Annotated in this window: 25 protein-coding genes; 15 read left to right on the top strand and 10 right to left on the bottom strand. The window is 69.4% G+C overall.

Going from position 1 to position 25,660, the window contains the following annotated elements; genetic code table 11:
* Positions 1 to 148: 148 nt before the first annotated feature.
* Positions 149 to 313, bottom strand: a complete 165-nt coding sequence (locus AWQ68_RS42710; RefSeq protein WP_157545676.1) for a hypothetical protein — start codon at positions 311 to 313, stop codon at positions 149 to 151.
* A 254-nt stretch (positions 314 to 567) separates the two neighbouring features.
* On the opposite strand from AWQ68_RS42710, the gene deoC reads away from it, so the two are divergent.
* From deoC to AWQ68_RS25010, 3 genes are all read left to right on the top strand, one after another.
* Positions 568 to 1,545, top strand: a complete 978-nt coding sequence (deoC, locus tag AWQ68_RS25020; protein WP_066944330.1) for a deoxyribose-phosphate aldolase — start codon at positions 568 to 570, stop codon at positions 1,543 to 1,545.
* 8 nt (positions 1,546 to 1,553) lie between these two features.
* On the top strand, positions 1,554 to 3,008 hold the full coding sequence (locus AWQ68_RS25015) for an aldehyde dehydrogenase family protein (protein ID WP_066944265.1): 1,455 nt from the start codon (positions 1,554 to 1,556) through the stop codon (positions 3,006 to 3,008).
* Positions 3,009 to 3,187: 179 nt separating this feature from the next.
* Positions 3,188 to 4,054 (top strand): aldehyde dehydrogenase family protein, encoded by an 867-nt coding sequence (locus tag AWQ68_RS25010; RefSeq protein WP_066944263.1) that lies wholly within the window; start codon positions 3,188 to 3,190, stop codon positions 4,052 to 4,054.
* A 120-nt stretch (positions 4,055 to 4,174) separates the two neighbouring features.
* Here the strand turns inward: AWQ68_RS25010 and AWQ68_RS25005 are convergent, their stop codons facing one another.
* Both AWQ68_RS25005 and AWQ68_RS41275 read right to left on the bottom strand, forming a co-directional pair.
* Positions 4,175 to 4,753 carry an LURP-one-related family protein gene (locus AWQ68_RS25005; RefSeq protein ID WP_066944328.1) on the bottom strand — a complete coding sequence of 193 codons (579 nt, stop codon included), beginning with the start codon at positions 4,751 to 4,753 and terminating at the stop codon, positions 4,175 to 4,177.
* A gap of 225 nt (positions 4,754 to 4,978) precedes the next feature.
* Complete coding sequence (locus AWQ68_RS41275) at positions 4,979 to 5,152, bottom strand: CsbD family protein (RefSeq protein ID WP_084464373.1); 174 nt, start codon at positions 5,150 to 5,152, stop codon at positions 4,979 to 4,981.
* Between the two features lie 164 nt (positions 5,153 to 5,316).
* Here AWQ68_RS41275 and AWQ68_RS41270 point away from each other — a divergent pair, with 164 nt between their 5' ends.
* Positions 5,317 to 5,505 carry a PspC domain-containing protein gene (locus AWQ68_RS41270; RefSeq protein WP_084464372.1) on the top strand — a complete coding sequence of 63 codons (189 nt, stop codon included), beginning with the start codon at positions 5,317 to 5,319 and terminating at the stop codon, positions 5,503 to 5,505.
* A gap of 252 nt (positions 5,506 to 5,757) precedes the next feature.
* The gene (gene lipB / locus AWQ68_RS25000; protein WP_066944260.1) at positions 5,758 to 6,402 is read left to right on the top strand and encodes a lipoyl(octanoyl) transferase LipB; all 645 of its coding nucleotides are present in this window, start codon (positions 5,758 to 5,760) and stop codon (positions 6,400 to 6,402) included.
* An 87-nt stretch (positions 6,403 to 6,489) separates the two neighbouring features.
* Here lipB and AWQ68_RS24995 read toward each other — a convergent pair whose 3' ends face one another.
* Entirely contained in the window at positions 6,490 to 6,687 is a 198-nt protein-coding gene (locus tag AWQ68_RS24995; protein ID WP_066944258.1) for a hypothetical protein, read from the bottom strand.
* A 161-nt stretch (positions 6,688 to 6,848) separates the two neighbouring features.
* Here AWQ68_RS24995 and AWQ68_RS24990 point away from each other — a divergent pair, with 161 nt between their 5' ends.
* On the top strand, positions 6,849 to 7,802 hold the full coding sequence (locus AWQ68_RS24990) for a DMT family transporter (protein ID WP_218007013.1): 954 nt from the start codon (positions 6,849 to 6,851) through the stop codon (positions 7,800 to 7,802).
* Between the two features lie 7 nt (positions 7,803 to 7,809).
* On the opposite strand, the gene AWQ68_RS24985 is transcribed toward AWQ68_RS24990, so the two are convergent.
* The 3 genes from AWQ68_RS24985 to gdhA all read right to left on the bottom strand — a co-directional run bounded on the left by AWQ68_RS24985 (position 7,810) and on the right by gdhA (position 11,825).
* Positions 7,810 to 9,807, bottom strand: coding sequence for a multicopper oxidase family protein (locus AWQ68_RS24985; protein WP_066944253.1), 1,998 nt, complete (start codon positions 9,805 to 9,807; stop codon positions 7,810 to 7,812).
* Complete coding sequence (locus tag AWQ68_RS24980) at positions 9,804 to 10,247, bottom strand: DUF6220 domain-containing protein (RefSeq protein WP_066944251.1); 444 nt, start codon at positions 10,245 to 10,247, stop codon at positions 9,804 to 9,806. Before AWQ68_RS24980 ends, AWQ68_RS24985 begins: the two co-directional genes overlap by 4 nt.
* Positions 10,248 to 10,478: 231 nt before the next feature.
* Positions 10,479 to 11,825, bottom strand: a complete 1,347-nt coding sequence (gdhA, locus tag AWQ68_RS24975) for an NADP-specific glutamate dehydrogenase (protein ID WP_066944249.1) — start codon at positions 11,823 to 11,825, stop codon at positions 10,479 to 10,481.
* Between the two features lie 215 nt (positions 11,826 to 12,040).
* On the opposite strand from gdhA, the gene AWQ68_RS24970 reads away from it, so the two are divergent.
* From AWQ68_RS24970 to AWQ68_RS24950, 5 genes are all read left to right on the top strand, one after another.
* Complete coding sequence (locus tag AWQ68_RS24970) at positions 12,041 to 13,456, top strand: TrkH family potassium uptake protein (protein ID WP_306306824.1); 1,416 nt, start codon at positions 12,041 to 12,043, stop codon at positions 13,454 to 13,456.
* A complete protein-coding gene (locus tag AWQ68_RS24965) occupies positions 13,449 to 14,111 on the top strand; it encodes a potassium channel family protein (RefSeq protein ID WP_174554141.1) in 663 nt (220 codons plus the stop codon). Before AWQ68_RS24970 ends, AWQ68_RS24965 begins: the two co-directional genes overlap by 8 nt.
* A 258-nt stretch (positions 14,112 to 14,369) precedes the next feature.
* Complete coding sequence (gene asnB, locus AWQ68_RS24960) at positions 14,370 to 16,211, top strand: asparagine synthase (glutamine-hydrolyzing) (RefSeq protein WP_066944247.1); 1,842 nt, start codon at positions 14,370 to 14,372, stop codon at positions 16,209 to 16,211.
* A gap of 212 nt (positions 16,212 to 16,423) precedes the next feature.
* Positions 16,424 to 16,786, top strand: coding sequence for a YciI family protein (locus AWQ68_RS24955; protein ID WP_066944316.1), 363 nt, complete (start codon positions 16,424 to 16,426; stop codon positions 16,784 to 16,786).
* On the top strand, positions 16,783 to 18,048 hold the full coding sequence (locus tag AWQ68_RS24950; RefSeq protein ID WP_066944245.1) for an RNA polymerase sigma factor: 1,266 nt from the start codon (positions 16,783 to 16,785) through the stop codon (positions 18,046 to 18,048). The genes AWQ68_RS24955 and AWQ68_RS24950 overlap by 4 nt, the downstream gene beginning before the upstream one ends.
* 74 nt (positions 18,049 to 18,122) lie before the next feature.
* Here AWQ68_RS24950 and AWQ68_RS24945 read toward each other — a convergent pair whose 3' ends face one another.
* Positions 18,123 to 18,692, bottom strand: a complete 570-nt coding sequence (locus AWQ68_RS24945) for a dihydrofolate reductase family protein (RefSeq protein WP_066944243.1) — start codon at positions 18,690 to 18,692, stop codon at positions 18,123 to 18,125.
* 139 nt (positions 18,693 to 18,831) lie between these two features.
* A complete protein-coding gene (locus AWQ68_RS24940; RefSeq protein WP_066944241.1) occupies positions 18,832 to 19,380 on the bottom strand; it encodes a hypothetical protein in 549 nt (182 codons plus the stop codon).
* A 189-nt stretch (positions 19,381 to 19,569) separates the two neighbouring features.
* On the opposite strand from AWQ68_RS24940, the gene AWQ68_RS24935 reads away from it, so the two are divergent.
* From AWQ68_RS24935 to AWQ68_RS24925, 3 genes are read left to right on the top strand one after another with little or no spacing between them, the layout of a single operon-like run.
* A complete protein-coding gene (locus AWQ68_RS24935; RefSeq protein ID WP_066944239.1) occupies positions 19,570 to 21,273 on the top strand; it encodes an MDR family MFS transporter in 1,704 nt (567 codons plus the stop codon).
* Entirely contained in the window at positions 21,270 to 21,665 is a 396-nt protein-coding gene (locus tag AWQ68_RS24930; RefSeq protein WP_066944237.1) for a hypothetical protein, read from the top strand. Before AWQ68_RS24935 ends, AWQ68_RS24930 begins: the two co-directional genes overlap by 4 nt.
* Entirely contained in the window at positions 21,662 to 21,901 is a 240-nt protein-coding gene (locus AWQ68_RS24925) for an SPW repeat domain-containing protein (protein ID WP_066944235.1), read from the top strand. Before AWQ68_RS24930 ends, AWQ68_RS24925 begins: the two co-directional genes overlap by 4 nt.
* Positions 21,902 to 22,015: 114 nt before the next feature.
* Here the strand turns inward: AWQ68_RS24925 and AWQ68_RS24920 are convergent, their stop codons facing one another.
* Positions 22,016 to 24,583, bottom strand: a complete 2,568-nt coding sequence (locus AWQ68_RS24920) for a glycosyl hydrolase family 18 protein (protein WP_084464369.1) — start codon at positions 24,581 to 24,583, stop codon at positions 22,016 to 22,018.
* A 168-nt stretch (positions 24,584 to 24,751) separates the two neighbouring features.
* Between AWQ68_RS24920 and AWQ68_RS24915 the strand changes: the two genes are divergently transcribed.
* On the top strand, positions 24,752 to 25,651 hold the full coding sequence (locus tag AWQ68_RS24915) for an SPFH domain-containing protein (RefSeq protein ID WP_066944233.1): 900 nt from the start codon (positions 24,752 to 24,754) through the stop codon (positions 25,649 to 25,651).
* Positions 25,652 to 25,660 lie beyond the last annotated feature (9 nt).

Here is a 25,660-nt window from a genome sequence, read left to right as displayed (position 1 = left end):
TTCGCCGGTTTTCCGGTCAGTGAACGGGCCTGGGGAGTGTCTGACAAGTGCCCGGCCGCGTGCAGTAGGTCTTGATCTTCAGACCCGGCCTAAGGAGGTGAAAAAGCCCGGCCGGGAGGGAGGATCCGGCCGGGCCTTCGAAGCGTGGTCATGCGACGTGGGACTTGCCGAGGGCCGCCCGCGCCCTGTGCGCGCTCTCGCGTCGCTCCTTCAGTGCGGCGATCGCCGCGCGTACGGTCCGCTGGTGGGCAGCCTCCTCGCGGAGCTCGGCCGCGCGGGTGATCATGAGCTGGTACTGCAGTTCGGGAGCCATCCCGTTTCTCCTCTCAATTCCCTTACACACTCAAGGTTCGGGCTAAGGCCCCCTACGGCACATCAGGCGGATGCCCTATCTGTATGCGGTCCTCTGGGCTTACGCCCTCCTAAGCCTCCTTAGACATGGTCACCGGGTCATCCCATGTATAAGACGTCGCAGGTCGGGACCGGCGACATCTGCCAAAAAAGCCCAGGAGGCATCGGCCGATGGTCGGTTTGGAAACGGTGAGACTGGTCGGCGATGCTGGGGAGGTGTCAACTACGACTGCTCCGTTCGCGGAGGTCGCATCTTCCAACGCGGCGCTTCGCGCGTTCCTGCACGGGCTACCCGGCGTCGACCGGGTCGGTGCGGACGCGCGCGCCGCGATGCTGGGGACGCGTTCGATCAAAACGACGGCCAAGGCCAAGGCGATCGACCTGGCCATCTCGATGGTGGACCTGACCACTCTGGAAGGCGCCGACACCCCGGGCAAGGTCCGGGCGATGTGCGCCAAGGCGGTTCACCCCGATCCCACCGACCCTTCCGTTCCCCGTGTCGCCGCCGTGTGCGTCTACCCCGACCTCGTGGCGACCGCCGTACGCGCCCTGGACGGTTCGGGGGTGAAGGTGGCCTCCGTGGCGACGGCGTTCCCGAGCGGGCGGTCATCCCTGGACGTGAAGGTCGCCGACACCGCGCTCGCCGTGGCCGCCGGAGCCGCCGAGATCGACATGGTGATCGACCGCGGCGCGTTCCTGTCGGGCGACTACCTGAAGGTGTTCGAGGAGATCACCGCGATCAAGGCCGCGTGTGGTCCTGCCGGAGGCGCGCAGGAAGGCGAGCACAGTGCGCACCTCAAGGTGATCCTGGAGACCGGCGAGCTGGCCACGTACGACAACGTGCGCCGGGCCTCCTGGCTCGCGATGCTGGCCGGGGCCGACTTCATCAAGACCTCCACCGGCAAGGTGCAGCCCGCCGCCACGCTCCCCGTGACACTGGTCATGCTGGAGGCGGTCCGGGACTTCCGGCTGCGCACCGGCCGCGTGGTGGGGGTCAAGCCCGCCGGTGGCATCCGCACGACGAAGGACGCGATCAAGTACCTCGTGCTCGTCAACGAGACGGCGGGCGCCGACTGGCTCACCCCCGACCTGTTCCGGCTGGGCGCCTCGACCCTGCTGAACGACCTGCTCATGCAACGGCAGAAGATGGCCACCGGCCGGTACGCCGGCCCCGACTACTTCACCCTGGACTGAGGCGGCCCATGTTCGAGTACGCACCTGCGCCCGAATCGCGGGAGATCGTCGACATCAAGCCGTCGTACGGGCTGTTCATCGGCGGCGAATGGGTCGACTCCCAGGGCGAGAACCACCACAAGACCATCAACCCGGCGTCCGAGGAGGTCCTGGCCGAGGTCGCCTGGGCGACCGAGGCGGACGTCGACCGCGCGGTCCGGGCGGCCCGCGCCGCGTTCACCACGTGGTCCGCGCTGCCCGGCTCCGAGCGGGCCAAGTACATCTTCCGGATCGCCCGGATCATCCAGGAGCGCTCGCGCGAGCTGGCCGTACTGGAGACGCTGGACAACGGCAAGCCGATCCGCGAGTCGCGGGACGTCGACCTGCCGCTGGTGGCCGCGCACTTCTTCTACTACGCGGGCTGGGCGGACAAGCTGCGCTACGCGGGGTTCGGCCGGAGGACGACAGACGGGCACAGTGGTGAGGATCCGCGACCGCTGGGCGTGGCCGGGCAGGTCATCCCGTGGAACTTCCCCCTGCTCATGCTCGCCTGGAAGATCGCTCCCGCGCTGGCCTGCGGCAACACGGTGGTGCTCAAGCCCGCCGAGACGACCCCGCTGACCGCGCTCGCGTTCGCCGACATCTGCCGCCAGGCCGACCTCCCGCCCGGCGTGGTGAACATCGTGACCGGCGCGGGCGAGACCGGCGCGGCCCTGGTCAACCACCCAGGCGTGGACAAGGTCGCCTTCACCGGTTCGACCGAGGTCGGCCGGATGATCGCCAGGTCGGTGGCCGGCACCGGCAAGAGGCTCTCGCTGGAGCTGGGCGGCAAGGCCGCGAACATCGTGTTCGAGGACGCTCCGCTCGACCAGGCGGTCGAGGGCATCGTCAACGGCATCTTCTTCAACCAGGGCCACGTGTGCTGCGCCGGTTCTCGGCTGCTGGTGCAGGAGTCGGTCGCCGACGAGGTGCTCGACGCCCTCAAGCGGCGGCTGTCCACCCTGCGGCTCGGCGACCCGATGGACAAGAACACCGACATCGGCGCGATCAACTCCGCCGCGCAGCTCGCCAAGATCCGCGAGCTGGCCGAGGCCGGTGTCAACGAGGGGGCCGAGCGGTGGTCGCCCGCCTGCCCGATCCCCGAGCGTGGCTTCTGGTTCCCGCCGACCGTCTTCACCGGCGTCGCCCAGTCGCACCGGATCGCCCGCGAGGAGATCTTCGGGCCGGTGCTGTCCGTGCTGACCTTCCGCACCCCCGCCGAGGCGGTCGAGAAGGCCAACAACACGCCGTACGGCCTGTCCGCCGGGATCTGGACGGAGAAGGGGTCCCGCATCCTGTGGATGGCGGACCGGCTGCGGGCCGGGGTCGTCTGGGCCAACACCTTCAACCGGTTCGACCCGACCTCGCCGTTCGGCGGGTACAAGGAGTCCGGCTACGGCCGGGAGGGCGGACGACACGGACTGGAGGCGTACCTTGCAGTGTGACCATCGCCGTCGTCGCCGCCTGATCCGACGGGCCGTCGCCGGGGCGGGAACCGGGTACGCCCGCGGCCGCCGCTCCCGTCGCTTCGCCGTACGGCACGGCTGGTTCGCGCACCGCGGCGGGGTCTGCCGGTGCGGCCAGGTCTACCAGCCGGCCCGTCCACTCCAGATTGGAACCTTCGATGAGTGAGCGCCTGGCCGTGCGCAAGACGTACAAGCTGTTCATCGGCGGGGCGTTCCCGCGCTCGGAGAGCGGAAGGTCCTACGCCGTGACCTCCTCAAAGGGTGACTTCCTGGCGAACGCGGCCAAGGCGTCCCGCAAGGACGCCCGGGACGCCGTCGCCGCCGCCCGCAAGGCGTTCCCCGGCTGGTCGTCGGCCACGCCGTACAACCGGGGGCAGATCCTCTACCGCGTCGCCGAGATGCTGGAGGGACGCCGGGCCCAGTTCGTGGCCGAGGTGGTCGACGCCGACGGCGTCACCGCCAAGAAGGCGGGCGAGCTGGTGGACGCGGCCGTCGACCGGCTCGTCTGGTACGCGGGCTGGTCGGACAAGATCGGCGCTATCCGAGGCGCCGCCAACCCGGTCGCCGGGCCGTACTTCAACCTGTCCACGGTCGAGCCGACCGGCGTCGTGGCGGTGGTCGCGCCGCCGACGGGGCCGCTGCTCGGCCTGGTCAGCGTGATCGCTCCGGTGATCGTCACCGGGAACACCTGTGTCGTGGTCGCCTCGGAGCGGGCGCCGCTGCCGTCGATCACGCTCGCCGAGGTACTGGCCACGTCGGACCTGCCGGGCGGCGTGGTGAACATCCTGACGGGATCGGCGGGGGAGATCGCCCCCTGGCTGGCCGGGCACATGGACGTCAACGCCGTCGATCTCACCGGCGCTGACGCGGACGTCGCGGTGCGGTGCGAGGAACTCGCCGCGGAGAACCTCAAGCGCGTCCTGCGTCCCCCGCTCGACCGGATCGACTGGCTGGCCGACCCGGGCACGGACCGCATGACGGCCTTCCTGGAGACGAAGACCGTCTGGCATCCGATCGGCGTCTGAGCGGTGAGCGTCTTCCGGCCGGGGCCGAGTCAATGGCTTGGCCTGCCCCGGCCGGGAGACGCTCACGCTTTCGGCGGTAGGGCTCGGGTCTTCTGGCGGGGCTCGGGGGCTCTCGACGGGTCAGCGGGACTGGAGCGCGTCGAGCGCGACGGCCGTGGCGATGACCAGGCGGCGGTCCAGGCGGGGGTCGCGGATCTTCACGAGATAGCTGTCCCGGAGAGACCGGCGTCGCTCGACGGAGAACGCGATCGACGCCCCCACGCTGAAATCGAAGTGGTAGGGCAGCCAGGACAGCGAGTCGCTGAAGCGGCGAAGGAGCCCGACGGCGACGTTGCGCTCGGCGCCCGTGTACGTCGGTAGTCCCGGCTGCCGGACATGCCAGGTCGAGCGCAGCAGCGACCGGCCGAAATCCTTGCGGAACGAGCCGAGCGGCGTGCCGTCCTGGTCGGTCACGTCGTACTCGCCGGCGACGTCGAGCACGTTGCGTGCCTTGAACCCCGCGAGCACATGTTGTCGTGACTCGTCGGTGAAGAGCGTGACCTGCTCCTTGAAGGCCAACCGTTTCTGCTCCGCGAAGGCGACCTCCTCGCCGGGTGAACCGTCCGGCCGGACCGCGTGGACGACATAACGGTTCACCATCATGGTGATCTTCTGGCGCACGATCAGGCGCTTCTGCTGCTGAAGAACCGAAATATCCATGACACGCTCCATGGTTTCCGATTAATCAGCCTATATCGCGAGATCCTTATTAAGGCAGCATCAAGTCGCAGGTGCGTCGAAGAAAATCGTCCCTCTCGGAATGACGGCGGACCGCGTCCGCATACGCGGCCTCATCGGTGGGGGAGCAGGCGGGGATGGGAACCCGGCGACGCCAAACGGGCGACGGGGCCCGTGGAAGCCCCGCCGCCCGCTCGTTCATGCCGATCAGTCCTTGAACGCGTCCTTTATCTTCTCGCCGGCCTGCTTGATGTTGCCCTTGGTCTTCTCGGCCTTGCCCTCGGCTTGCTGGCGCTCGTCGTCGGTCATCTCGCCGAGGCGCTCCTTGGCCTTGCCCTTGAGTTCCTGAGCCTTGTTGGAAATCTTGTCATCCTTACCCATGTCAGACTTCCTTCCGTTATGTGGCGGATTGTCCGCCATGTGGAGAACTGTCCGTTGTAAGGGCAAGCAAACCCCTGGACTATCTCAGGGTTTTGTCAGGGTTCGCGGCGGAACCGGATCTTCCTGGAGGTTCGTTCGACCAGGTGAGAAGGGGGTCAATCTTCATGTACCGATCCAGAGAACACAGGGTGATCGCGGGGGTCTGCGGAGGCATCGCGGAGCGCTTCGGTATGCCGCCCACCCTTGTCCGGCTGCTGTTCCTCCTGTCCTGTCTGCTTCCCGGACCGCAGTTCGTCATCTACCTGATCATGTGGGTCTTCATCCCCGTCGCGCCCCCGCGCACGTACTACTGATCCTCGGCATCCGGTGCTGTGCCGTCCGCGCCGCCGCGTCCAGGCCACCTGGGCGCGTCGACGCGCCGCGGCCTCCGTCTGTGTCTCCGCGCGCCTCGACGTGCCGCGCCTGTACGCGCTCTGTGCCCCGAACGCGCTGATCAGGGCTCCAGCGCCGGTACGGACCGTCTTTGCGGTGCGGGGGCGGCCTTGCTCCGGGGTGCGTGCGTTCGTTTTGCAGGGCCGTTCTATGCTCGCGAATGGAGGTGCCCCATGCGTGAACGACCGTTGACGTTGATTCAGGATGATCTGGTCGACTATGAGAAGGCCATGGAGCGAATGGCCGCTCTGGTCGAAGAGCGGCAGGAGGACGCCCGTCCGGACACTCTCTGGTTGCTCAGCCACCCCAGCGTGTTCACGATCGGGAAGCGCACGCCTACGGAGCACCTTCCCGACCCCACCCACGGAATCCCCGTCATGCAGACCGGCCGTGGCGGGCAGCTGACCTATCACGGTCCTGGGCAACTGGTCGGCTACCTGATCGTGAAGCTCCGGGCCGACGAGGGCGTCGTCGACTACATCCGCGAGGTCGAGCTTCGGCTGGTCGAGGCGCTCGGCGAACTGAGGATCGCCGCTGAGCGCCGTGACACCCCTCCGGGCTCGGAACTGCTCACGGGGGTCTGGACCAAGGAGACCGGGCGCAAGATCGTATCGATCGGCATGCGTGCCAGCCGCGCCGTGACCAGCCATGGGTTCGCGCTCAACGTGGACGGCGATCTCACCCCATGGGATCTCGCCATCCCCTGCGGGATGCCCGACGTCGAGATGACGTCAGTGGCACGTGAGCGCGGCCAGGCCTCGATGGACGAGACCCGGCGGGTGGTCGCCCAGGCATTCGAGGCCACCCCCACGGAATAGCCACATCGGCGTCGCCGTACACGTCCGCTGACCCGGGTGGCCGACGACGTCGGTCGCCGCATGTTTTGCCGGATCGCTGAGGAACGGTCACTCTTCTTCGCGGTCCGACCCCTCCTTGCTCCAGGCCTCGAACCCGGCCGCGCCCTTGCGGTCGTCGGGCACGTGAGGCGGGGGGCCTTCGGCGTCGATGCCGGCCGGGGCCTCGGCCCCGCCGGTGTCTTCGCGGTCATCGGGCACCTGAGGCGTGGGCTCACCCGAGGTGCGCTCCGGATCGGTCTCAGCCATGACGCCCTCCTGCCCTTGGAACTCCACCTCTACCTTGCGCGGCGTCTGAAGCCTGTTCGCACCCATGGGTGCACGTCCGCGTCGTGATCGAATGCGCCCGGATCCGGAGAGAAAAGCACCGTTTGTTGGTGAAGTGGTGCGGGATGTCAGGATTGAGGGCCGTGACGACTACTGACAAGGCTCCGGTGCGGGCTTGGTTGCCGACGATGCTGACGTTGGCCGCGATCTGGGGTTGCAGTTTCCTGTTCATCTCCGTCGGCGTGCGGGAACTCCCGCCGCTCTACCTCGCGCTCGGGCGGGTGAGCACCGGCTCCGTCGTACTACTCGCGATCCTCGTGGTGAAGCGCGAATCACTCCCCCGCGACCCGAAGCTGTGGATGCACTCGTTCGTAGTCGGCGCGATCGGTTCGGCGATCCCGTGGACGCTCTTCGGGTACGGCGAGGAGCGCATCCCCTCCCTCCTCGCGGGGATCTGGAACGGGATCACCCCACTCATCGTGCTACCGATCGCGGTACTGATCTTCCGGACCGAGACGTTCTCGGTGCAGCGGGGGCTCGGTCTCGTCATCGGGTTCGCCGGGATGCTGGTCGTGCTCGGTGCGTGGCATGTCCAGGGCGGCGCGGACCTGACCGGGCAGGCGCTGTGCATGCTCGCGGCGGTCTCCTACGGGCTGGCGATTCCGTATCAGAAGCGGTTCATCGCCGGGACGGCCTTGTCCGGGACCGCGCTTTCCGCCAGCTTGTTGCTGTCGGCGACGATCCAGCTCGCGATCGTGGCGCCGATCGTCACCGGGCAGGCACCACCCGCGCCGTGGTCGTTGTCGATCGAGGTGGTCGGGAGTGTGGTGGCGCTGGGTGCGCTCGGCAGCGGGCTCGCGTTCGTGCTCAGCATGCGGAACATCCGGCTGATCGGGGCGAGCCGGTCGTCGATGGTGACGTACCTGATGCCGGTGTTCTCGATCGTGGTCGGCGTGATCGTGCTGCACGAGCAGATCGCTTGGTACCAGCCCGTCGGCGGCCTCATCGTCCTGTTCGGAGTCGCCGTCTCGCAGGGCCTCCTCGGATCACCGCGCCGCAAGCCGGTCGTCACGCCGGAAGCGCCGGCGACCACCTGAAACCGCCTCACCCGCCGTGTGCTCCGTGGAAGGGCGTGGTGACGCCCTCGTACGCGAGGTGGAGGGCCATGCCCATGTCGGCGTGGGCGAGGTTGTGGCAGTGGTTCATCCACATGCCGGGGTTGGTGGCGCGGAAGGCCACCTCCCACACCTCTCCGGGGCGTACGTCGAAGGTGTCGACGTACAGGGGGCTGCCGGTCGGCGGGCGGCCGTCGCGGCTGAGCACGAGCACCCGGTGCCCGTGGAGGTGCCAGGGGTGGGTCTCGCGGCCCCGGTTCACGACCTTGATCCGGACGAGGTCACCCTCCGCCACCATCTGCGTGGGGATGGAGGGGAACGCCTGCCCGTTGACCGTGTGGGCGTACGCCGGTCGGCCGTTGACCATGGCCAGGCCCTGGTCCAGGACGAGGGTGAACCTGCGGTCGTCCGGTGCGCCGGGGTCGAACGGCGGCGCTGTGGGCCGCCCGTACGCGAGGGGGTCGAGCTCCGGCCAGCTCGCGGTGGACGTCACCGGGCCGGACGGTCCTGGGGAGGGAGTGGCGGCGGTCCCCGGGGTCTCGGAGGGAGTCCTGGCCTGGGACGTGCCCGATGCCGGGGGCACCAGCCGCAGCCCCTCGGTGCGGTCGTCCACGATCAGCCGCACCCCTCCGTCCCGGGACGGCTCGAGTTCGAGCGGCATGGTGAAGACGAGGTCGTACCGGCTCCCGGCGGGTAGCCGCAGGCCCACCTCGCTGATCTCGCCGGGCTCGTTCACGTTGTTGCCGTCGATCGCCGCCAGCCGGTACGGCGTGCCGGTCAGGGCGAACCGGTGCGGCGTGTTGTCGGTGTTGACCAGGCGCAGGCGCACCGGCATGCCGGGGGCGGCCCGCTGCTCGATGGGCTGGTCGTGGTTGCCGAGGACGGTCCTCCCGGAGAACGTGTGCACAGGGAGGGTGAGGTCCACGCCCTCGGTTCTGGGGGCGGAACGCGGGCGGACCACGAGGGTGCCGTACAACCCCATCCGCACGCCGAGGTCGGACACCTCGTGGGTGTGGTACCAGTACGTGCCGACCTGGGTGGCGAGGAAGCGATAGACGAACTCCTCGCCGGGCATGACCGCGTTCTGGGTCAGGCCGGGGACGCCGTCCTCGCCGGAGGGCACGTCGTAGCCGTGCCAGTGGAGCGTCACGCCCGACTCGATGTCGGCGTTGCGCAGCCGTACCTCGATCAGGTCGCCCTCGACGGCGATGATCGGCGGGCCGGGCACCTGGCCGTTGAACGTCCAGGCGGAGACCTGCTGCCCGGACGACAGGGCGATGGTGGAGGTGCGCGCGGTCAGCATGTACCGGCGCACCCTGCTGCCCTCGGCCGGGGCGGCCGGGCCGCGCAGCGAGGTCACCGGCACGGCCTGCTGCCCGTGCCGGTCGTGCTGCGCGTGCTGTTCCTCGGAGACGCCGCCGAGGTCGCTCGTCTCGCCCGGCGCGAGCGCCAGCCCGGTCCCGAGCAGGCCGACCGCGAGGATCGCGGACATGCCGGGGCGCAGGCCGCGTACGGGAGGGCAGGCGATCCGCCAGCTCACCAGCAGGGCCACCCCGAGGAACGCGATCGTGAGCAGGCCGGTACTCCAGGTCGCGGGATAGCCGAGCAGGAGGGTGTGCGCCAGCCCGGCCGCGGCGGCGAATCCGGCGCCGAACAGGGGCATGACCACGATCGGCCGGGCCGCGGCGACCCCGCGCCCGCGGGCCGCCCGGACCAGGCGCGGCCCGGCGAGCACGGCCGCGACCAGGACGGCGAGGCCGAGAAGGGGCACCGCGATGATGACCTTCTCCTGGACGAACCACCAGCCGGCCCGGGCGAGCATGATCACGCAGCCCATCCGGGCCAGCGTCAGCAGCACGGCCACGGGAAGCACGGCCAGCGCCGTTTTCGGACGCCGGACGGCGGCCGCCGCCCCGGCCCCGAGCCACGCGAGCGTGGTCAGGGCCGAGGCGAGAAGGTCGAGCGCGAGCAGCCCCGAAACGGTCATGACACCGGCGCCGTCACGTTCTTCGGAGCCGCTCCGTCAGCGGACGCGAGCCGGCGGGCTCCGGCGAGCACCTGCCCGGCGACGCCCATGATCGCCAGGCCGTTGACCGCGTGCAGGCCGAGCACGGCGAGCGACCCGGCGGTGGTGTTGCCGGTGCTGTCGTTCAGCGCCCGGCCCAGGATGATGATCAACATCTGGACGACGACCAGGCCGAGCGGCAGGATGCTCAGGCCGATCAGGCGGCCCGGTGCCTTCGCCAGCGTGGCCACCACGGTGACCACCAGAGACAGGACCGGGATGACCATCATCCCGAGCGTGGCGTGCAGCCCGTACGAGTCGTCGGCCTGTGGCTTGTCGAAGGCGCCGATCCCCGCGAAGTAGAACTGCGCGAGTACGGCGAGCAGTTGCAGGCCGGCCAGCGCGACGTAGACCCTGCGCACGGTGCGCTCCCTTCAGATACGTGGGTTCGGGAGGATCCTGTCCCATCACGCCCGTGCCGTCGTCGTCCGGCCAGAGACACGTCGAGTACGACCAGGGGAGTACGCGAGGGGGGTGCGGCGTCTCGCCCGTCGCCGGAGGAAGGTGCGGCGGCTTCCCCGGGACGGGAGACATCCTGCTCGGATCTGCTCAGATCACGCTCAGGTCATGCTCGGATCACGCGTGCCGGTCGCTCAGATCAGGCCGAGCGCCAGCATGGCGTCGGCGACCCGCTTGAAGCCGTCGATGTTGGCGCCCGCCACGTAGTTGCCGGCCATGCCGTACTCGTCGGCGGTGCTCAGGCAGCGGTCGTGTATGTCGCGCATGATCTCGCGCAGCCGGCGCTCGGAGAACTCGAACGTCCACGAGTCGCGGCTCGCGTTCTGCTGCATCTCCAGCGCGCTGGTGGCGACGCCGCCCGCGTTGGCGGCCTTGCCCGGTCCGAAGGCCACGCCCGCGTCCTGGAAGACCCGGATCGCCTCGGGCATGGTCGGCATGTTGGCGCCCTCGCCCACGGCGAGGCAGCCGCCGCGGACCAGCCGCTCCGCGTCCTTGCCGGTGATCTCGTTCTGCGTGGCGGACGGCATCGCCACCTCGCAGTCCACCTCCCAGACGCTGCGGCCGGGCACGAACACGGCACCCTCGCCGGCGCGCTTGGCGGCGTACGCGCTCAGCCGCTGGCGCTCGACCTCCTTGACCTGCTTGAGCAGGTCGAGGTCGATGCCCTTCTCGTCGACGACGTATCCGGAGGAGTCGGAGCAGGCGATCACGAGGCCGCCGAGCTGACGCACCTTCTCGATCGTGTAGATGGCGACGTTGCCCGACCCGGACACCACGACGCGCTTGCCGTCGAAGGACGTGCCGCGCGCCTTGAGCATCTCCTCGACGAAGAAGGCGCAGCCGTACCCGGTGGCCTCGGTGCGCACCTGGGCGCCGCCGAAGCTGAGCCCCTTGCCGGTGATGACGCCGGACTCGTACCGGTTCGTGATGCGCTTGTACTGCCCGAAGAGGTAGCCGACCTCGCGGCCGCCGACGCCGATGTCACCGGCGGGAACGTCGGTGTACTCGCCGATGTGGCGGTAGAGCTCGGTCATGAAGCTCTGGCAGAAGCGCATGATCTCGCGCTGCGACCGGCCCTTGGGATCGAAGTCCGAGCCGCCCTTGCCGCCGCCGATGGGCAGGCCGGTCAGGCTGTTCTTGAAGATCTGCTCGAAGCCGAGGAACTTGATGATCCCCAGATAAACCGACGGGTGGAACCGGAGCCCGCCCTTGTACGGCCCGAGCGCGCTGTTGAACTCGACCCGGAATCCGCGGTTGATCTGCACCTCGCCCTGGTCGTCCTCCCAGGGAACTCGGAAGATGATCTGCCGCTCGGGCTCGCAGATACGCTCGATGATCTTCGATTCCGCATACTCCGGGTGCTTGCCGAGAACCGGGCCGATGCTCTCCAGCACCTCGCGTACAGCCTGGTGGAACTCGATTTCCCCGGGATTGCGGCGCAAAACGTTGTCGTAGATGGTCGACAGCTTCTCGTGTAGCACCCGGTACCCCGTTCGTTCAGGTCTGGTGGTCCATGCCCCCCAATCTTATGAGTCCCGACTTGGCGTTGTTATGCCGGATCGGCACGTCAAGGCCGCTTTGCGTCCATATTTCGGACAAAGGCGGTTGGCGTCGGCTTTTACCTGCGGCTCCTGTTACGGTGGGTCGCTTACGTGGCCTCTCTGCCATGCTCTGTTGTAGGTCTCTTGATGCTCTCTTGACGGAGGCGTTCCGTGGTGCGGCGGTCTTCTCTGACAGGGCCGACGAAGTGAAGGTGCGGCAGGCCGGGTGGGGCTCGGCCGTACTCGACCGGTTCCAGAACCCGACACAGGTCCTGGCGACCGTGTTCGGCAGCGTGATCCTTGTCGGCACCCTTCTCCTACGGCTCCCGATCGCCACTACCTCGGGTGAGCCCGCTGACTGGGGGGCCGCGCTGTTCACCGCGACCTCCGCCGTCTGTGTGACGGGGCTGGCCATCGTCGACACCGGCGGGCACTGGTCGGGCTTCGGCGAGGGAGTGATCGCCGGGCTCGTTCAGGTCGGCGGGTTCGGGATCATGATGCTGGCCACCCTGTTCACCATGCTCGTCTCGAACCGGATGGGGTTGCGCGCCCGCCTCATGGCCCAGGCCCAGACCAGTACGCTCACCGTGGCCGACGCTCGCCGGGTGGTCCGCAACGTCATCGCCTTCAGCCTCGTCTCCGAGACGATCGTGGCGGTGATCCTCACCGGCAGGCTGATGATCGGGTACGGCGAGCCGTTCGGTGAGGCGGTCTACCATGGCGTCTTCCACGCCATCTCCGCGTTCAACAACGCCGGATTCTCGCTGTGGCCAGACAGTTTGACGCGGTTCGTGTCCGATCCGTGGATCTGCCTGACCGTCGCCGGAGCGGTGATCGTCGGCGGGCTGGGCGTCCCTGTGGTGTTCGAGCTGCTGCGCTCCTGGCGGCGGCCCAGCCACTGGTCGGTGCTCACCCGGGTCACGGTCGTCGTCACCGCGCTCCTGCTCTCGATGGGAACGCTGGTGTTCCTGATGACCGAGTGGCGCAACCCCGGCACCATGGGCGCCCTCGACGACTCCGACAAGCTGCTGGCCAGCTTCTTCACGGCCGTCATGCCGCGCTCGTCCGGTTTCAACACCATCGACGTCTCCCAGATGGCGCCGTCGAGCTGGCTGGCCACCGACGTCCTCATGTTCATCGGCGCGGGCAGCGCCGGCACCGGGGGCGGGGTCAAGGTCACCACGTTCGGGCTGCTCGCCTTCGTCATCTGGGCCGAGATGCGGGGCGAGACCCAGGTCAACATCGGACACCGCAGGCTCACCGAGTCCGCGCAGCGCCAGGCGGTGGCCATCTGCATGCTCGGCGTCGCCCTGGTCGCCGTGTCCACGTACGTGCTGCTCGTCATGACCCCGCACAGCCTGGATCGAGTGCTGTTCGAGGCCGTCTCGGCGTTCAGCACGACGGGCCTGTCCACCGGCATCACCGCCGATGTGCCCCCGGCCGGACACCTGCTACTGGTGGTGCTCATGTTCATCGGCAGGATCGGCCCCCTCACGCTCGGCTCGGCGCTCGCCCTCAAGGAGCGCACGCGGCGATACGAACTACCCGAGGAGCGAGTGATCGTTGGCTGACAAGAGAAACGACCCGGTCGTGGTCATCGGGCTCGGCCGCTTCGGCAGCTCCCTCGCGCTGGAGTTGGCGCGCAGGGGCACCGAGGTTCTGGCCATCGACAGTAGGCCCAAGAAGGTGCAGAGCCTGGCCGGGCAGATCACGAACATCGCGGCCGCCGACGCGACCGACATCGAGGCGCTGCGCCAGCTCGGCGTGCCCGACTTCTTCCGCGCCGTGGTCGCCATCGGCAGCGACCTGGAGGCGAGCATCCTCGCCACCTCGCTGCTGGTGGAGCTGGAGCTCGAGGACATCTGGGCCAAGGCGGTCAGCCGGCAGCACGGCCAGATCCTGAACCGGATCGGCGCCCACCACGTCGTCTTCCCCGAGCACGACATGGGCGAGCGGGTCGCGCACATGGTCAGCGGCCGGATGCTCGACTATCTCGAGGTGGACGAGGACTTCGCCCTGGTCAAGACGCACCCGCCCAAGGAGTTCGTGGGCGTCCCGCTGGGGGAGTCCAAGCTGCGCCGCAAGTACGGCGTGACGATCGTCGCGGTGAAGAGCCCCGGCGAGGAGTTCACCTACGCCACCCCCGACACCGAGCTGTCGTACGGCGACATCGTGCTCGTCTCCGGCAGGAGCGACAACGTCGAGCGCTTCGCCGAACTCCCCTAAGCCCAAGCTCCCCTGCCCCCTGCCTCTGCCCCCCTGCCTCTGCGCCCTGCCTCTGGGCCCCGAGTCGAGCCTGAACGGCTCGGCGAGGGGCGATGACGCACCCCATCTGTCACATAAGTGGCAACAGGTCACTTTATCTGTCATTTGTCGGGATTTACGGAGATCGTGGAGCTGGCTCAGGGGCAGGCCGGGCATAATTCGCCCTGGTCACGCGTTTGCTTAGCTGTACTAACTTCTTCACGCTAGGGGGCAAAGAAGATGTGCGGTATAGCCGGTTGGGTCGACTACGACCGTGATTTGAGAGCCGAGCGCGACGTCGCTCTCGCCATGACCGAGACCATGTCGTGCCGGGGCCCGGACGCCGAGGGACTGTGGACGGAGCCGCACGCGGCACTCGGTCACCGCAGGCTCGCCATCATCGACATCGAGGGCGGCCGCCAGCCGATGGCGGCGGAACACGACGGGCGGGTGCTCGCCGTCCTCACCTACAGCGGCGAGGTCTACAACTTCCGCGAGCTGCGCGCCGAACTGGCCGCCCGCGGCCACCGCTTCCGCACCGAGAGCGACACCGAGGTCGTCCTGGAGGCGTACCTGGAGTGGGGCGAGGACTTCGTCGACCGGTTCAACGGCATGTACGCCTTCGCGATCTGGGACGCGCGCCGCGAGGAGCTGCTCCTGGTCCGCGACCGGATGGGCATCAAGCCGCTGTACTACTACCCGACCCCGTCCGGGGTGCTGTTCGGCTCCGAGCCCAAGGCGATCCTCGCCAACCCGCTCGCCGAGCGGGTGGTCGACGCCGACGGGCTGCGCGAGCTGCTCGCCTTCGTCAAGACGCCCGAGAGCGCCGTCTACCGGGGCATGTACGAGGTCCGTCCCGGCCAGATTGTCCGGGTCCGCCGTGAGGGGCTGACCAAGCGCCGCTACTGGCGGCTCGAGTCCCGCGAGCACACCGACGACCTCCCCACCACGATCTCCACGATCCGCGGGCTGCTGGACGACATCGTCGGCCGCCAGCTCATCTCGGACGTGCCGCTGTGCACGCTGCTGTCCGGTGGTCTCGACTCCAGCGCGGTGACCGCGCTGGCCGCACGGTCCCTGGGATCGACCAAGGTGCGCTCGTTCTCCGTCGACTTCGCCGGGTACACCGAGAACTTCCAGCCCGACACCATGCGCGACACCCCCGACGGGCCGTACGTCAAGGACGTGGTCGAGCACATCGGCGCGGACCACACCGACATCGTGCTGAACTCCGCCGACCTGATGAACCCGGTCGTACGCGCCGCGGCGCTGCGGGCGCGTGACATCCCGGCGGGCATGGGCGACATGGACACGTCGCTCTACCTGCTGTTCAAGGCGATCAGGGAGCGCTCGACGGTGGCGCTGTCCGGCGAGTCCGCGGACGAGGTGTTCGGCGGCTACCGATGGTTCCACGACCCGGAGACGGTGAACGCGGGGACCTTCCCCTGGCTGGCCACCGTCGGCGTCGGCCACCGCAACGGCCTCACCACGCTGTTCGACGAGCCGCTGCTGCGCAAGCTGGACATCCCCGCCTACCGGGCGGACGCGTACCAGCAGGCGCTGGCCGAGGTGGAGTCGCTGCCCGGAGAGAGCGGCCTGCAGAAGCGGATGCGCGAGGTGAGCCACATGCACCTCACCCGCTTCGTGCAGATCCTGCTCGACCGCAAGGACCGGATGAGCATGGCCGTCGGCCTTGAGGTGCGTGTCCCGTTCTGCGACCACCGCCTGGTGGAGTACGTCTTCAACACCCCGTGGGCGATGAAGACGTTCGACGGCCGGGAGAAGAGCCTCCTGCGCGCCGCGACCCAGGATGTCCTCCCCCGCTCCGTCGTCGAGCGCCGCAAGAGCCCGTACCCCTCGACGCAGGACCCGGCGTACGAGCGGGCGCTCCAGGCGGAGACGGCTCGGCTGCTCGGCCGGGACGACCTCGCGCTCGCGCCGCTGCTCGATCTGACCAAGGCACGGAACGTCCTCGACCACGAGGTGGGCACGACCAGCCTCCAGGAGAACAGGACCGCCATGGAGCAGTTCGTCCAGTTCAACGCCTGGATGGAGGAGTACGGGGTGCGGGTCACCATCTGACCCCGGACTCCGCGAGCACCACGGAACAGCGCCGCCTTCCGGGGCGGCGCTGTTCGCGTCCGCCCGGCGAAACAGCACCACGACAGCACCGGAAAGAGCCCAGCGAAACCGCTCGGGAAATAATCGACGCCGGATGTAGAGGAAGCCTTTCCCACCCCGACTGAGGGGTGGCAGCGGCCGACGGGGCGCGCGGGACCGAGAGGAAGACCGAGATGAAGTACGTGGCGATGATCTACGGCAACCAGGCCAAGTGGGACTCCTTCCCCGCGGAGGAGTGGCCGGAGGCCATCGCCAAGCAGGAGGCGTTCAACCGCAAGTACCGCGAGACCGGCGAGCTCCTGGGCGCCTACGGCCTGGCGGACGCGGCGAGCGCGCAGCTCATCCGGCGCAAGGACGGGGCCGCGGTGGCGACCGACGGGCCCTACCTGGAGACCAAGGAGTACCTGGCCAGCTTCTACCTGCTCGACTGCGAGAGCCTGGAGCGCGCGCAGGAGATCGCGGCCGACATACCCTTCGCCGACGTGGATCCGGTGGAGCTGTGGCCGATCCTGCACGAGTCCGCGGCGGACATGTGAGCGTGGACCGCGACATCGAGGACCTGCTGCGTGAGCTGGCGCCGCAGGTCCTCGGCGCTCTGGTCCGCCGGTACGCCGTCTTCGACACCTGCGAGGACGCCGTACAGGAGGCGTTGCTGGCCGCGGCGCTGCGGTGGCCGGACGAGGGCGTGCCGGAGAACCCCCGGGCCTGGCTGGTCACCGTCGCCTCGCGCCGCCTGGTGGACGAGGTACGCAGCGAGCAGGCGCGCCGGCGGCGCGAGGACCACGTCGTGCTGGCCACCCCGCAGGCGGAGCTGCTCAGCCGCGCCGCCGACGCCGACCGGGACGCGGACAGGGACGACTCCCTCGCATTGCTGTTCCTGTGCTGCCATCCGGCGCTGTCCGCGCCGAGCCGGATCGCGCTGACGCTGCGCGCCGTCGGTGGCCTGACCACCGCCCAGATCGCGGCGGCGTTCCTGGTGCCCGAGGCGACCATGGCTCAGCGCATCAGCCGGGCCAAGCAGACGATCAGACAGACGGTCGACCAGACGGGCACGCCGTTCGGCTCACTGGGGCCCGCCGAGCACGCCGAGCGGCTCGGCGAGGTGCGGCACGTGCTGTACCTGATCTTCAACGAGGGGTACACGACCTCCGGCGGGGACGACCTGACCGCGCCCGCGCTGGCGGAGGAGGGAATCCGGCTCACCCGGCTGCTGCACCGCCTGCTGCCCGGCGACGGCGAGACCGCGGGCCTGCTGGCGCTGATGCTGCTCACCGACGCCCGGCGCGCCGCGCGCACCGGACCGGGCGGCGACCTGGTGCCGCTGGCGGAGCAGGACCGCGCCCGCTGGGACCGGAGCCTCATCACGGAGGGCATCGAGCTGATCAGCCGGACGCTGCCCCGGGGGCGGGTCGGCCCGTACCAGCTCCAGGCCGCGATCGCCGCCGTCCACGCCGAGGCGGAGCACGTGGACGCCACGGACTGGCCGCAGATTCTCCTGCTGTACGACCTGCTGGAACGGGTCGAGCCGAACCCGATGGTCACCCTCAACCGGGCGGTCGCCGTCGCGATGGTGGACGGCCCCGCAGCCGGCCTGGATCTGCTGGCCGCTCTCGCGGCCGACAAGCGGATGGCGCGCCACCACCGTCTGCTCGCCACCCGCGCCCACCTGCTGGAACTGCTGGGTGAGGACGCGGCGGCGGCGGAGGCCTACCGCGACGCGGCCCGGCGCACCGGCAGCGCCCCCGAGCGGCGCCACCTCACCGCCCGCGCGGCACGCCTCGCCGCGGGCCGCCGCTGATACGGGCCCGCCCCACTGTCTTCCCTGCGTCCTTCCCGGGCGCGCCGGACGGGGGGCGAGGGCCCGTGCCGGGATCACGCCCGCTCGCCGGTCCGCCGGTGGCGGAGCAGCACGACCTGGTCGTCGAGCACGCGCGACTCGACCAGGTCGAGGCCGGTCCTGGGGATGCCCTCCCGGAAGGCCGGCTTCCCCCCGCCCAGGACCACGGGATGGACGAAGACCCGGTACTCGTCGATCACGCCGTGCTCGCTGAGGTGGGACGCCAGCTCGGAGCCGCCGAACAGCAGCAGCGTCGCGCCCGACTCCTTGAGCGCGGTCAGCTCCTTGACCGCGTTCTCGCGGATGATCCGGGTGTTCCACCCGGCTTCCTCCAGCGTTCGGGAGACGACGACCTTGGGCGTCTCGCGCCAGATCGGGGCGAAGGCCAGGTCGTGCTCGTGCGTCGAGTACTGCTCGGCCCGCGGCCAGTAGTTCGACATCACTTCCCAGACCACGCGCCCGTAGAGGAAGGTCTTTCCCCCGCTGGACAGCTCCTGCGAGTAGGCGGACAGCTCCGGGCCCATCAGCGGCCAGTCGAACTCGCCGTTCGGGCCCTCGATGAAACCGTCCAGGGACTGGTGCACGAAGTGGATGAGCTCGCCCATGGCGGCGTCCTCCCGTATCTGTGGGTCTCTCGCGCCCTCCATGCGCGCTGTCACCAAGGAGACGGAGCGGTCGCCGGGTTCTCGACATGTTCTCGACGGCTTTCGCGAGATTTTTCCGGCGCCGCGGTCACGTCCGTGGTCAGCGGGGCCAGTTCGCCACCGTCTCGGCCTTGATCGGGTCGATGTAGCAGCTCAGCGTCGTACGCCGGGCCCGGTCGAGCACGCAGACCTTGACGTCCACCCGGGTGATCTCGCCGTCCGAGGAGAGCCGGAAGCCGCTGCTCGCCGCGCAGGTCGTCCTGGGCTGCGCCCAGCCCGTGCCGCCGCCCGCGTAGTGGAAGCGAGCGCGGATGTACGCGCAGTGGTCGCGGTGCCGGTCGCGGTCGTACAGCGTGCCGGAGACGACGAACGTCTCGGCGCTGAAATCGGTGATCCACACGTCTGCCGTGGCGTACCCGCCGTGGCCGCCCTTGGAACGGACCTGCCCCCAGTGGAGCCGTGCCCCGGCCGCCTTCACGGTGGCCGTGGTGGTGGCATTGGTGGTGGCCTTCGTGGTCGTAGTCGTGGCAGCCGCCGGAGTCGCCAAAGCGCTCGTGGCGGCCAGCGTGAGCAGCGCGGCGGCGGCGATTCCACGGGAGACGGCTCCCCGGGCGGTCGTGAACGAGGGGGTGATGGTGCTGTTCTTCATGGACCCATGAGTAGTCCCGCCGACTTGGAAGCACCTTGTATCCGGCTGGGTCGTGGCGGTTCAGTGGCGGTTCAGCGGAGGGGCGGGAGGCAGGTGGGGAGGAGAAGAATGGTCATTTCTCGTACAGCGATTCTCATCTCTGCGTAGTGTCTGCATCACTCATTGTGATCGAAGCGGGGGTTGTCGTTGTTGACTCGCGCGCAGATCCGGCTCGTCATGGCCGGACTCATGCTCGCCATGCTGCTCGCCGCCCTGGACCAGATGATCGTGGCCACCGCGCTGCCGATGATCGCGCAGGAGCTCGGCGGGCTGGATCAGCTCTCCTGGGTGGTCACGTCCTACCTGCTCGCCTCCACGGCCGGGACCCCGCTCTACGGCAAGCTCTCCGACCTGTACGGCCGCAAGCAGATCTTCCAGGGCGCGATCGTCATCTTCCTGATCGGCTCGATCCTGTGCGGCCTCGCCCAGAACATGGCCCAGTTGATCGTGTTCCGGGGCGTCCAGGGGCTCGGCGGCGGCGGGCTCATGGCGCTGGCGATGGCGGTGATCGCGGACGTCGTCCCGCCACGTGACCGGGGCCGCTACCAGGGCCTCTTCGGCGGCGTCTTCGGCCTGGCCAGCGTCGCGGGCCCGCTCGTCGGCGGCTTCTTCACCGACCACGCCACCTGGCGCTGGATCTTCTGGATCAACCTTCCCGTGGGCGTGGCCGCGCTCGCCGTGATCGCGGTCGCGCTGCACCTGCCCCGCGCCACGGTGCGGCACAGCATCGACTATCCGGGGGCCGTCCTCCTGGTCGCCGCGGTGTGCGCCATCCTCATGGTCACCGTGTGGGGCGGCCGGACGTACGACTGGGGATCGCCGCAGATCATCGGGCTGGCGGTCGCCGGGGTGGGTCTGACGGCGGCCTTCGCCGCCCGCCAGCGCAGCGCGGCCGAGCCGATCCTGCCGCCGCGGGTGATCGCCGACCCGGTGGTCGCGGTGAGCGCGGGCCTGTCGCTGCTGTCCGGCGTGGCGCTGTTCGGCGCGGTCGTCTACCTGCCCACCTACTTCCAGATCGTGCGCGGGCAGTCGGCGACGGAGTCCGGCCTCGCCCTGGTCCCGCTGACCGGCGGGGTGATCGCCGCCTCCCTGGCGAGCGGCATGGCGATCTCCAAGACGGGCCGCTACAAGGCGATGCCCGTCATCGGCGCGGCGGTGCTGGCCGCGGGGCTCTACCTGCTCAGCCTGGTCAAGATCGACACCTCGATGGCGTTGATCATGGGCTTCACCGTCGTGGTCGGCCTGGGGGTGGGCGCCTTCATCCAGGTTCCGCTGGTGGCGACGCAGAACGCGGTGCGCCCCCGCGACATCGGCACCGCCTCCAGCGCCATCGCGTTCTTCCGCACGCTGGGCGGCTCGCTGGGCACCGCGCTGTTCGGCACGATCCAGATCCGCACCCTGGAGGACGAGCTGGCCAGGGCCGGGCTGCCGGCGCGGGCCGCCCAGCTCGATCCCGCCCTGCTCGCCCGGCTGCCCGCCGCGCAGCTCCACGGCCTGCTCGAAGCGTTCACCACGGCGGTCCAGAGCGTCTACCTGTGGGCGATCCCGTTCGCCGTGGCGAGCCTGCTGCTCGCGCTCTTCCTGAAGGAGGTGCCGCTGCGCGGCGAGGTGACCACGCGGCCGAGCGCGGTGACGCTCGCGGTCACCGGCGTCGCCCTCGCCTGGCTGGCCGACCGCCTCGAACGCGGGCACTCGCCCCGGCTGGTCGCGGCCGCGGCCCGGCTCCTCCCGGACCAGGGTCCGGACGGGGGCGGGGACGACCGCGTGCGGGCCCGGCTGGCCTCGCGCAGGCTGCTCAGGCCGTTGGCCGGCCAGGTGCTGCTCGCGGCATTGACGGAAAAGGAGAAGAAATGACCCGCTATCTGGCCGGCCTGATCACGGCGACCGCCGCGCTCGCCGCCGGTGTCTGGCTGATGCTCGCGCCGTACGGGCTGGACTATCCCTCGGGCGGGACGGCGGTGCAGGTGGACATGTGGACGGGAGCGGGCGTGTGCGTGATCGCCCTCGCCACCGTCGTGGTGTGGGCGCGGGCCTGGCGCGGGCAGCTCCGCGCTGACGGGCTCCTGCCCGAGCGTCCCGCCGAGGAGCCCGCCGCGGCGGCCGAGCCGGAGCAGCCGCCCGCTCCCGCGCCGGTGGCCGCACCGACGACAGAGGACCTGCACAGCCTGCTCAAGCCGCTGGTGGCGGCGCTCGCCGCGGACCAGCTTGAGCGGACCGGCAACAGGCACAACGAGGAGGACTGGTGAGCAGATGGGGGATCGCCGGCGTCGGCCTGCTCTTCGCGACGGGGGTATGGCTGGTCGCGGCGCCGTTCGTGACCGGCCAGCAGCCGGAGGGCGCGGCCTGGACGGCGGCCACGCGCAACGACGTGATCGTCGGCGCGGTTCTGGCCTTGCTCGGCTTCATCGGCTTCTTCACGGTGCTCGCCGGTCACATCGCCGACATGTACGCCAGGGGCCCGCAGCCTCCGGCCCAGCTCTGACCCGCGACCACCGGGCTTGCGGTTCTCCCGGCGGGGACGCGCCCGTTGTGCGGGCGTGTCCCTCGCCCGTCCCCGCCGGGAGAACCTTCATTTCCTGAAATCTCCCGACAAGGGTTACTTCAGGCCGGTGTCCACGGCACTGGTCAGCGTGCCGGTGTCACCGGACATCTCCCAGATCATCACGCCGAGCAGCCCCTTGGTACGCAGCCACGCGGTCTTCTTGCCGATCGACCATGTGTCGTCGAAGGTCCACCACTGGCCCGGCTGGCTCGCGCTGCCGGTGTAGCAGAAGGTGGCCACCGCCTGCTCGTCGTGCCGTACGGTGCAGCCGGGCACGCTCGCCAGCAGGTTGCTGTAGCCCCGGGTGCCCGCCTCCTCCTGGAACTGGCCCGGCGCCGCGCCGTTGGCGGACTGCCACTCGCCGTACTTGCCGCCGTCGGCCACGCCCTGCCAGCCGCGGCCGTAGTACGCGAGCCCGATGGTGAGCTTGCGCGGGTTCACCCCGGCCTGCAGGTACGCGTTGACCGCGTTCTCGACGCTGAAGTGGAACGAGTAGGGGTCGTCGACGTCGGCGTACAGGTTGCCCTGGTGGCCGGTCCGGTTCGGCTCCCAGGAGTTGTCGCTGCCCGAGCCGTGGAAGTCGTAGCCCTGGACGTTGAAGATGTCCAGGGACTTGGCCACCTCGGGCAGGTCCCAGCCGGCCGCGATCTTCGCCGGGTCGGCCGGCGTGAACGCGGTGAGCTGGTAGCGCTTCCCGGTCTCCGCGGTCAGCGCGTCGAGCTGCTTGCGGAACTCGGCGATCAGGGCGGTGTTGTTCGCCTTGTCGTTCGCCCCGATGTGGTTGCCCGGGTGCCCCTCGGCGCCCGGCCACTCCCAGTCGAGGTCGATGCCGTCGAAGATCCCGGCGGCGCTGCCCGGCCCGCCCGCGCTGTTGTACTCGGGCAGGTTGCCCTTGATGTACATGTCGATGCACGAGCTGACGAACTTCTTGCGGGCCGCGTCGGTGGCGGCGACGTCGGAGAAGTACTTCGAGTACGTCCAGCCGCCGATCGAGATCAGGACCTTCAGGTTCGGGTACTTCGCCTTGAGCTTGCGGAGCTGGTTGTAGTTGCCGCGCAGCTTCTCCCAGCCGGTGTCGGCGACGCCGTCCACGGACTGGGCCGAGCTCATCGGCCGGCCGTAGTCGGCGTCGGCGTCGCCCGCGCCGTCACCCTGGTTCGGGTCCTCCGGATCGGACGTGGTGCCCTTGGTGACGCCGTTGAGGCAGGTCAGCTTGACCGGGTCGATGTTGGCGAAGGCGTAGTTGAGGTGGGTCAGCTTCGCCGCCGCCCCGGTCGTGTCGAGGTTCTTCACGAAGTACTGCCGGCCGTAGATGCCCCACTGGACGAAGTAGCCGACCCGGGCGTACCCGTTCTCGACGATGTCGGCGGTGGTCGCCTTCACGGCCGCGCTGGCCGCCGACGTGTTGTCGTACAGGTCGCGGGCCCGCACGGTGAAGGAGTACTCCGTGGACGGGGAGAGCCCGGTGACCGTGGCGGTCGTGCCGAGGACGCTCATGGCCAGGGTCGAGCCGACGTACACGTCGTATCCGGCGACGCCCTTGTTGTCGGTCGAGGCGTCCCAGGCGAGGGAGACGCTGGACGAGGTCTTGCCGGTGCTGCGCAGGTTCGCGGGGACGGTCGGCGGCTGGGTGTCGTCGGCCGGGTTGTTGGTGGTCACCCTCAGCGGCGTGCTGGGCGGGGAGAGGGTGCCCTTGCGGTCCTTGGCCTTCACCGTGAACGTGTACTCGGTGTTCGGGGTGAGGCCGGTGACCGTCGCGGTGGTGCCGCTGACCGTCGTGGCCAAGTCGCCGCTCCGGTAGACCTCGTACGCGGTGATGGGCAGGGTGCCGGGGGTCGCGGCGTCCCAGGCGAGGGAGACCGTCTTGGTGGTCTTGACCGGTGAGCGCAGGTTGCCCGGCGCCGACGGCGGGGTGTCGGCCGAGCCGTCACACGGCACGTCGTTGACCCGGCAGCTCGTCGGCTCCACCGGGGAGCTGAGCGTGAACGTCGGGCTGTACGGCTCCGTGGTGGCGTGCGCGTTCACCTTGGTGTTGTAGAAGGCCGGGCTGAGCGTGACCTGGCGGCCGCTCTGGCTCAGCGAGCCGTTCTGGGCGTTGCTCGCGGTGACGCCGGCGGGCAGCTCGAACTGGATCGACCAGCTGTCGAGCGCGGCGTCGCCGTTGTTCTCGACGACGAACTTGCCCTGGTTGCCGCTGAGCGAGAAGCTCGCCACGACCGGCGCGGCAGGGGGCGGAGGGTCGCCGCTGCCGTCGCAGTTCGCGTTGTTGATCAGACATTTCGTCGGCTGCACGGGCGAGCTGAGGGTGAAGGTCGGGCTGTACGGCTCGGTGTTCCCGTTCGCCCGCACGGTGTTGATGTAGAACGCCGGCGTGAGCTTGACCCGCGTGCCGGTCTGCGTGGTCGTGGCGTTCTGGGCGTTGCTGACGGTGACCCCGGCGGGCAGTTCGAACTGGATGGACCATCCGGTGACGGGTGAGCTGTCGGGGTTGCTCACCACGAACTTGCCCTGGTTCCCGGTGAGGGTGAAGGCGGCGGTGAGACGGCCGGCGGCGTGTGCGGGGGCCGCGACGAACGCGACCATCATGGCGATCGGGAGCAGTAGAACGGCTAATCGGCGCATGTGACGGCTCTTTCCTTAAGGAAAGTTTCCTAATAATTAGCCGGATCGTAACTCCCGCTCATGACTGCGGCAAGGCCCAAAACCGTCGAGGCGGGAAATGTCTGGCTTGCGTGGATGGGCTATCTTTGGGCTATCTTGGTGATATCACTTCAATAGCAAGGAGGAACGATGGAGCGTCGGGCGTTCCGTCTGAACGGCTTCGCCGTGCTGCTCGGACTGCTGGTACTCGGTGGCGTCGTCGCCGTGTTCGCGCTGCGCGGCTGGTCGGGAGACGGGATGGACGGTGGATCCTTCGGCGACGACCCCAGCGACTTCGGGCTCCCGGGCCTGGCGGTGATCGCGTGGATCGTGGTCTTCTTCGTCGCGGCCACCGGTTTCACCGTGATCAACCCCAACGAGGCCAAGGTCGTGCAGTTCCTCGGCCGGTACGTCGGCTCGGTGAGCGAGGCCGGCTTCCAGTGGGTGCTCCCGCTGACGACCAAGCAGCGGGTGAGCCGGCGCGTGCGCAACTTCGAGACGACCAAGCTCAAGGTCAACGACGCCGACGGCAACCCGGTCGAGATCGCCGCGGTCGTCGTCTACAAGGTCGTCGACACCGGGCGGGCCGCGTTCGCGGTGGACGACTACGAGGAGTACGTGGCCATCCAGTCGGAGGCCGCGGTGCGGCACCTGGCCACCAGCCACCCGTACGACTCCCATGAGGAGGGCCGGACCAGCCTGCGGGACGGCGCCGAGGTGGCCGGGGAGCTCACCGCCGAGCTGCGCGAGCGCACCGGCCTCGCCGGGATCGAGGTGATCGAGGCCCGGATCACCCACCTGGCGTACGCCCCCGAGATCGCCCAGGCCATGCTGGTCCGGCAGCAGGCCGCTCAGGTGGTCGCCGCGCGCACCCACATCGTCGAGGGCGCTGTCAGTATGGTGGGTCTCGCCCTGGACCGCCTCTCGGAGCAGGGCGTGGTCGAACTCGACGAGGAGCGCAAGGCCCAGATGGTGTCCAACCTCCTGGTCGTCCTCTGTGGCGACCGGGCGACCCAGCCGGTGGTCAACGCCGGCAGCCTCTATGCCTGACCCGTCCTG

Origin of the sequence: Microtetraspora fusca (assembly GCF_001570365.1) — a bacterium.
Taxonomy (GTDB): Bacteria; Actinomycetota; Actinomycetes; order Streptosporangiales; family Streptosporangiaceae; genus Microtetraspora; species Microtetraspora fusca.
This window is presented reverse-complemented; position numbering and strand designations above follow the sequence as displayed.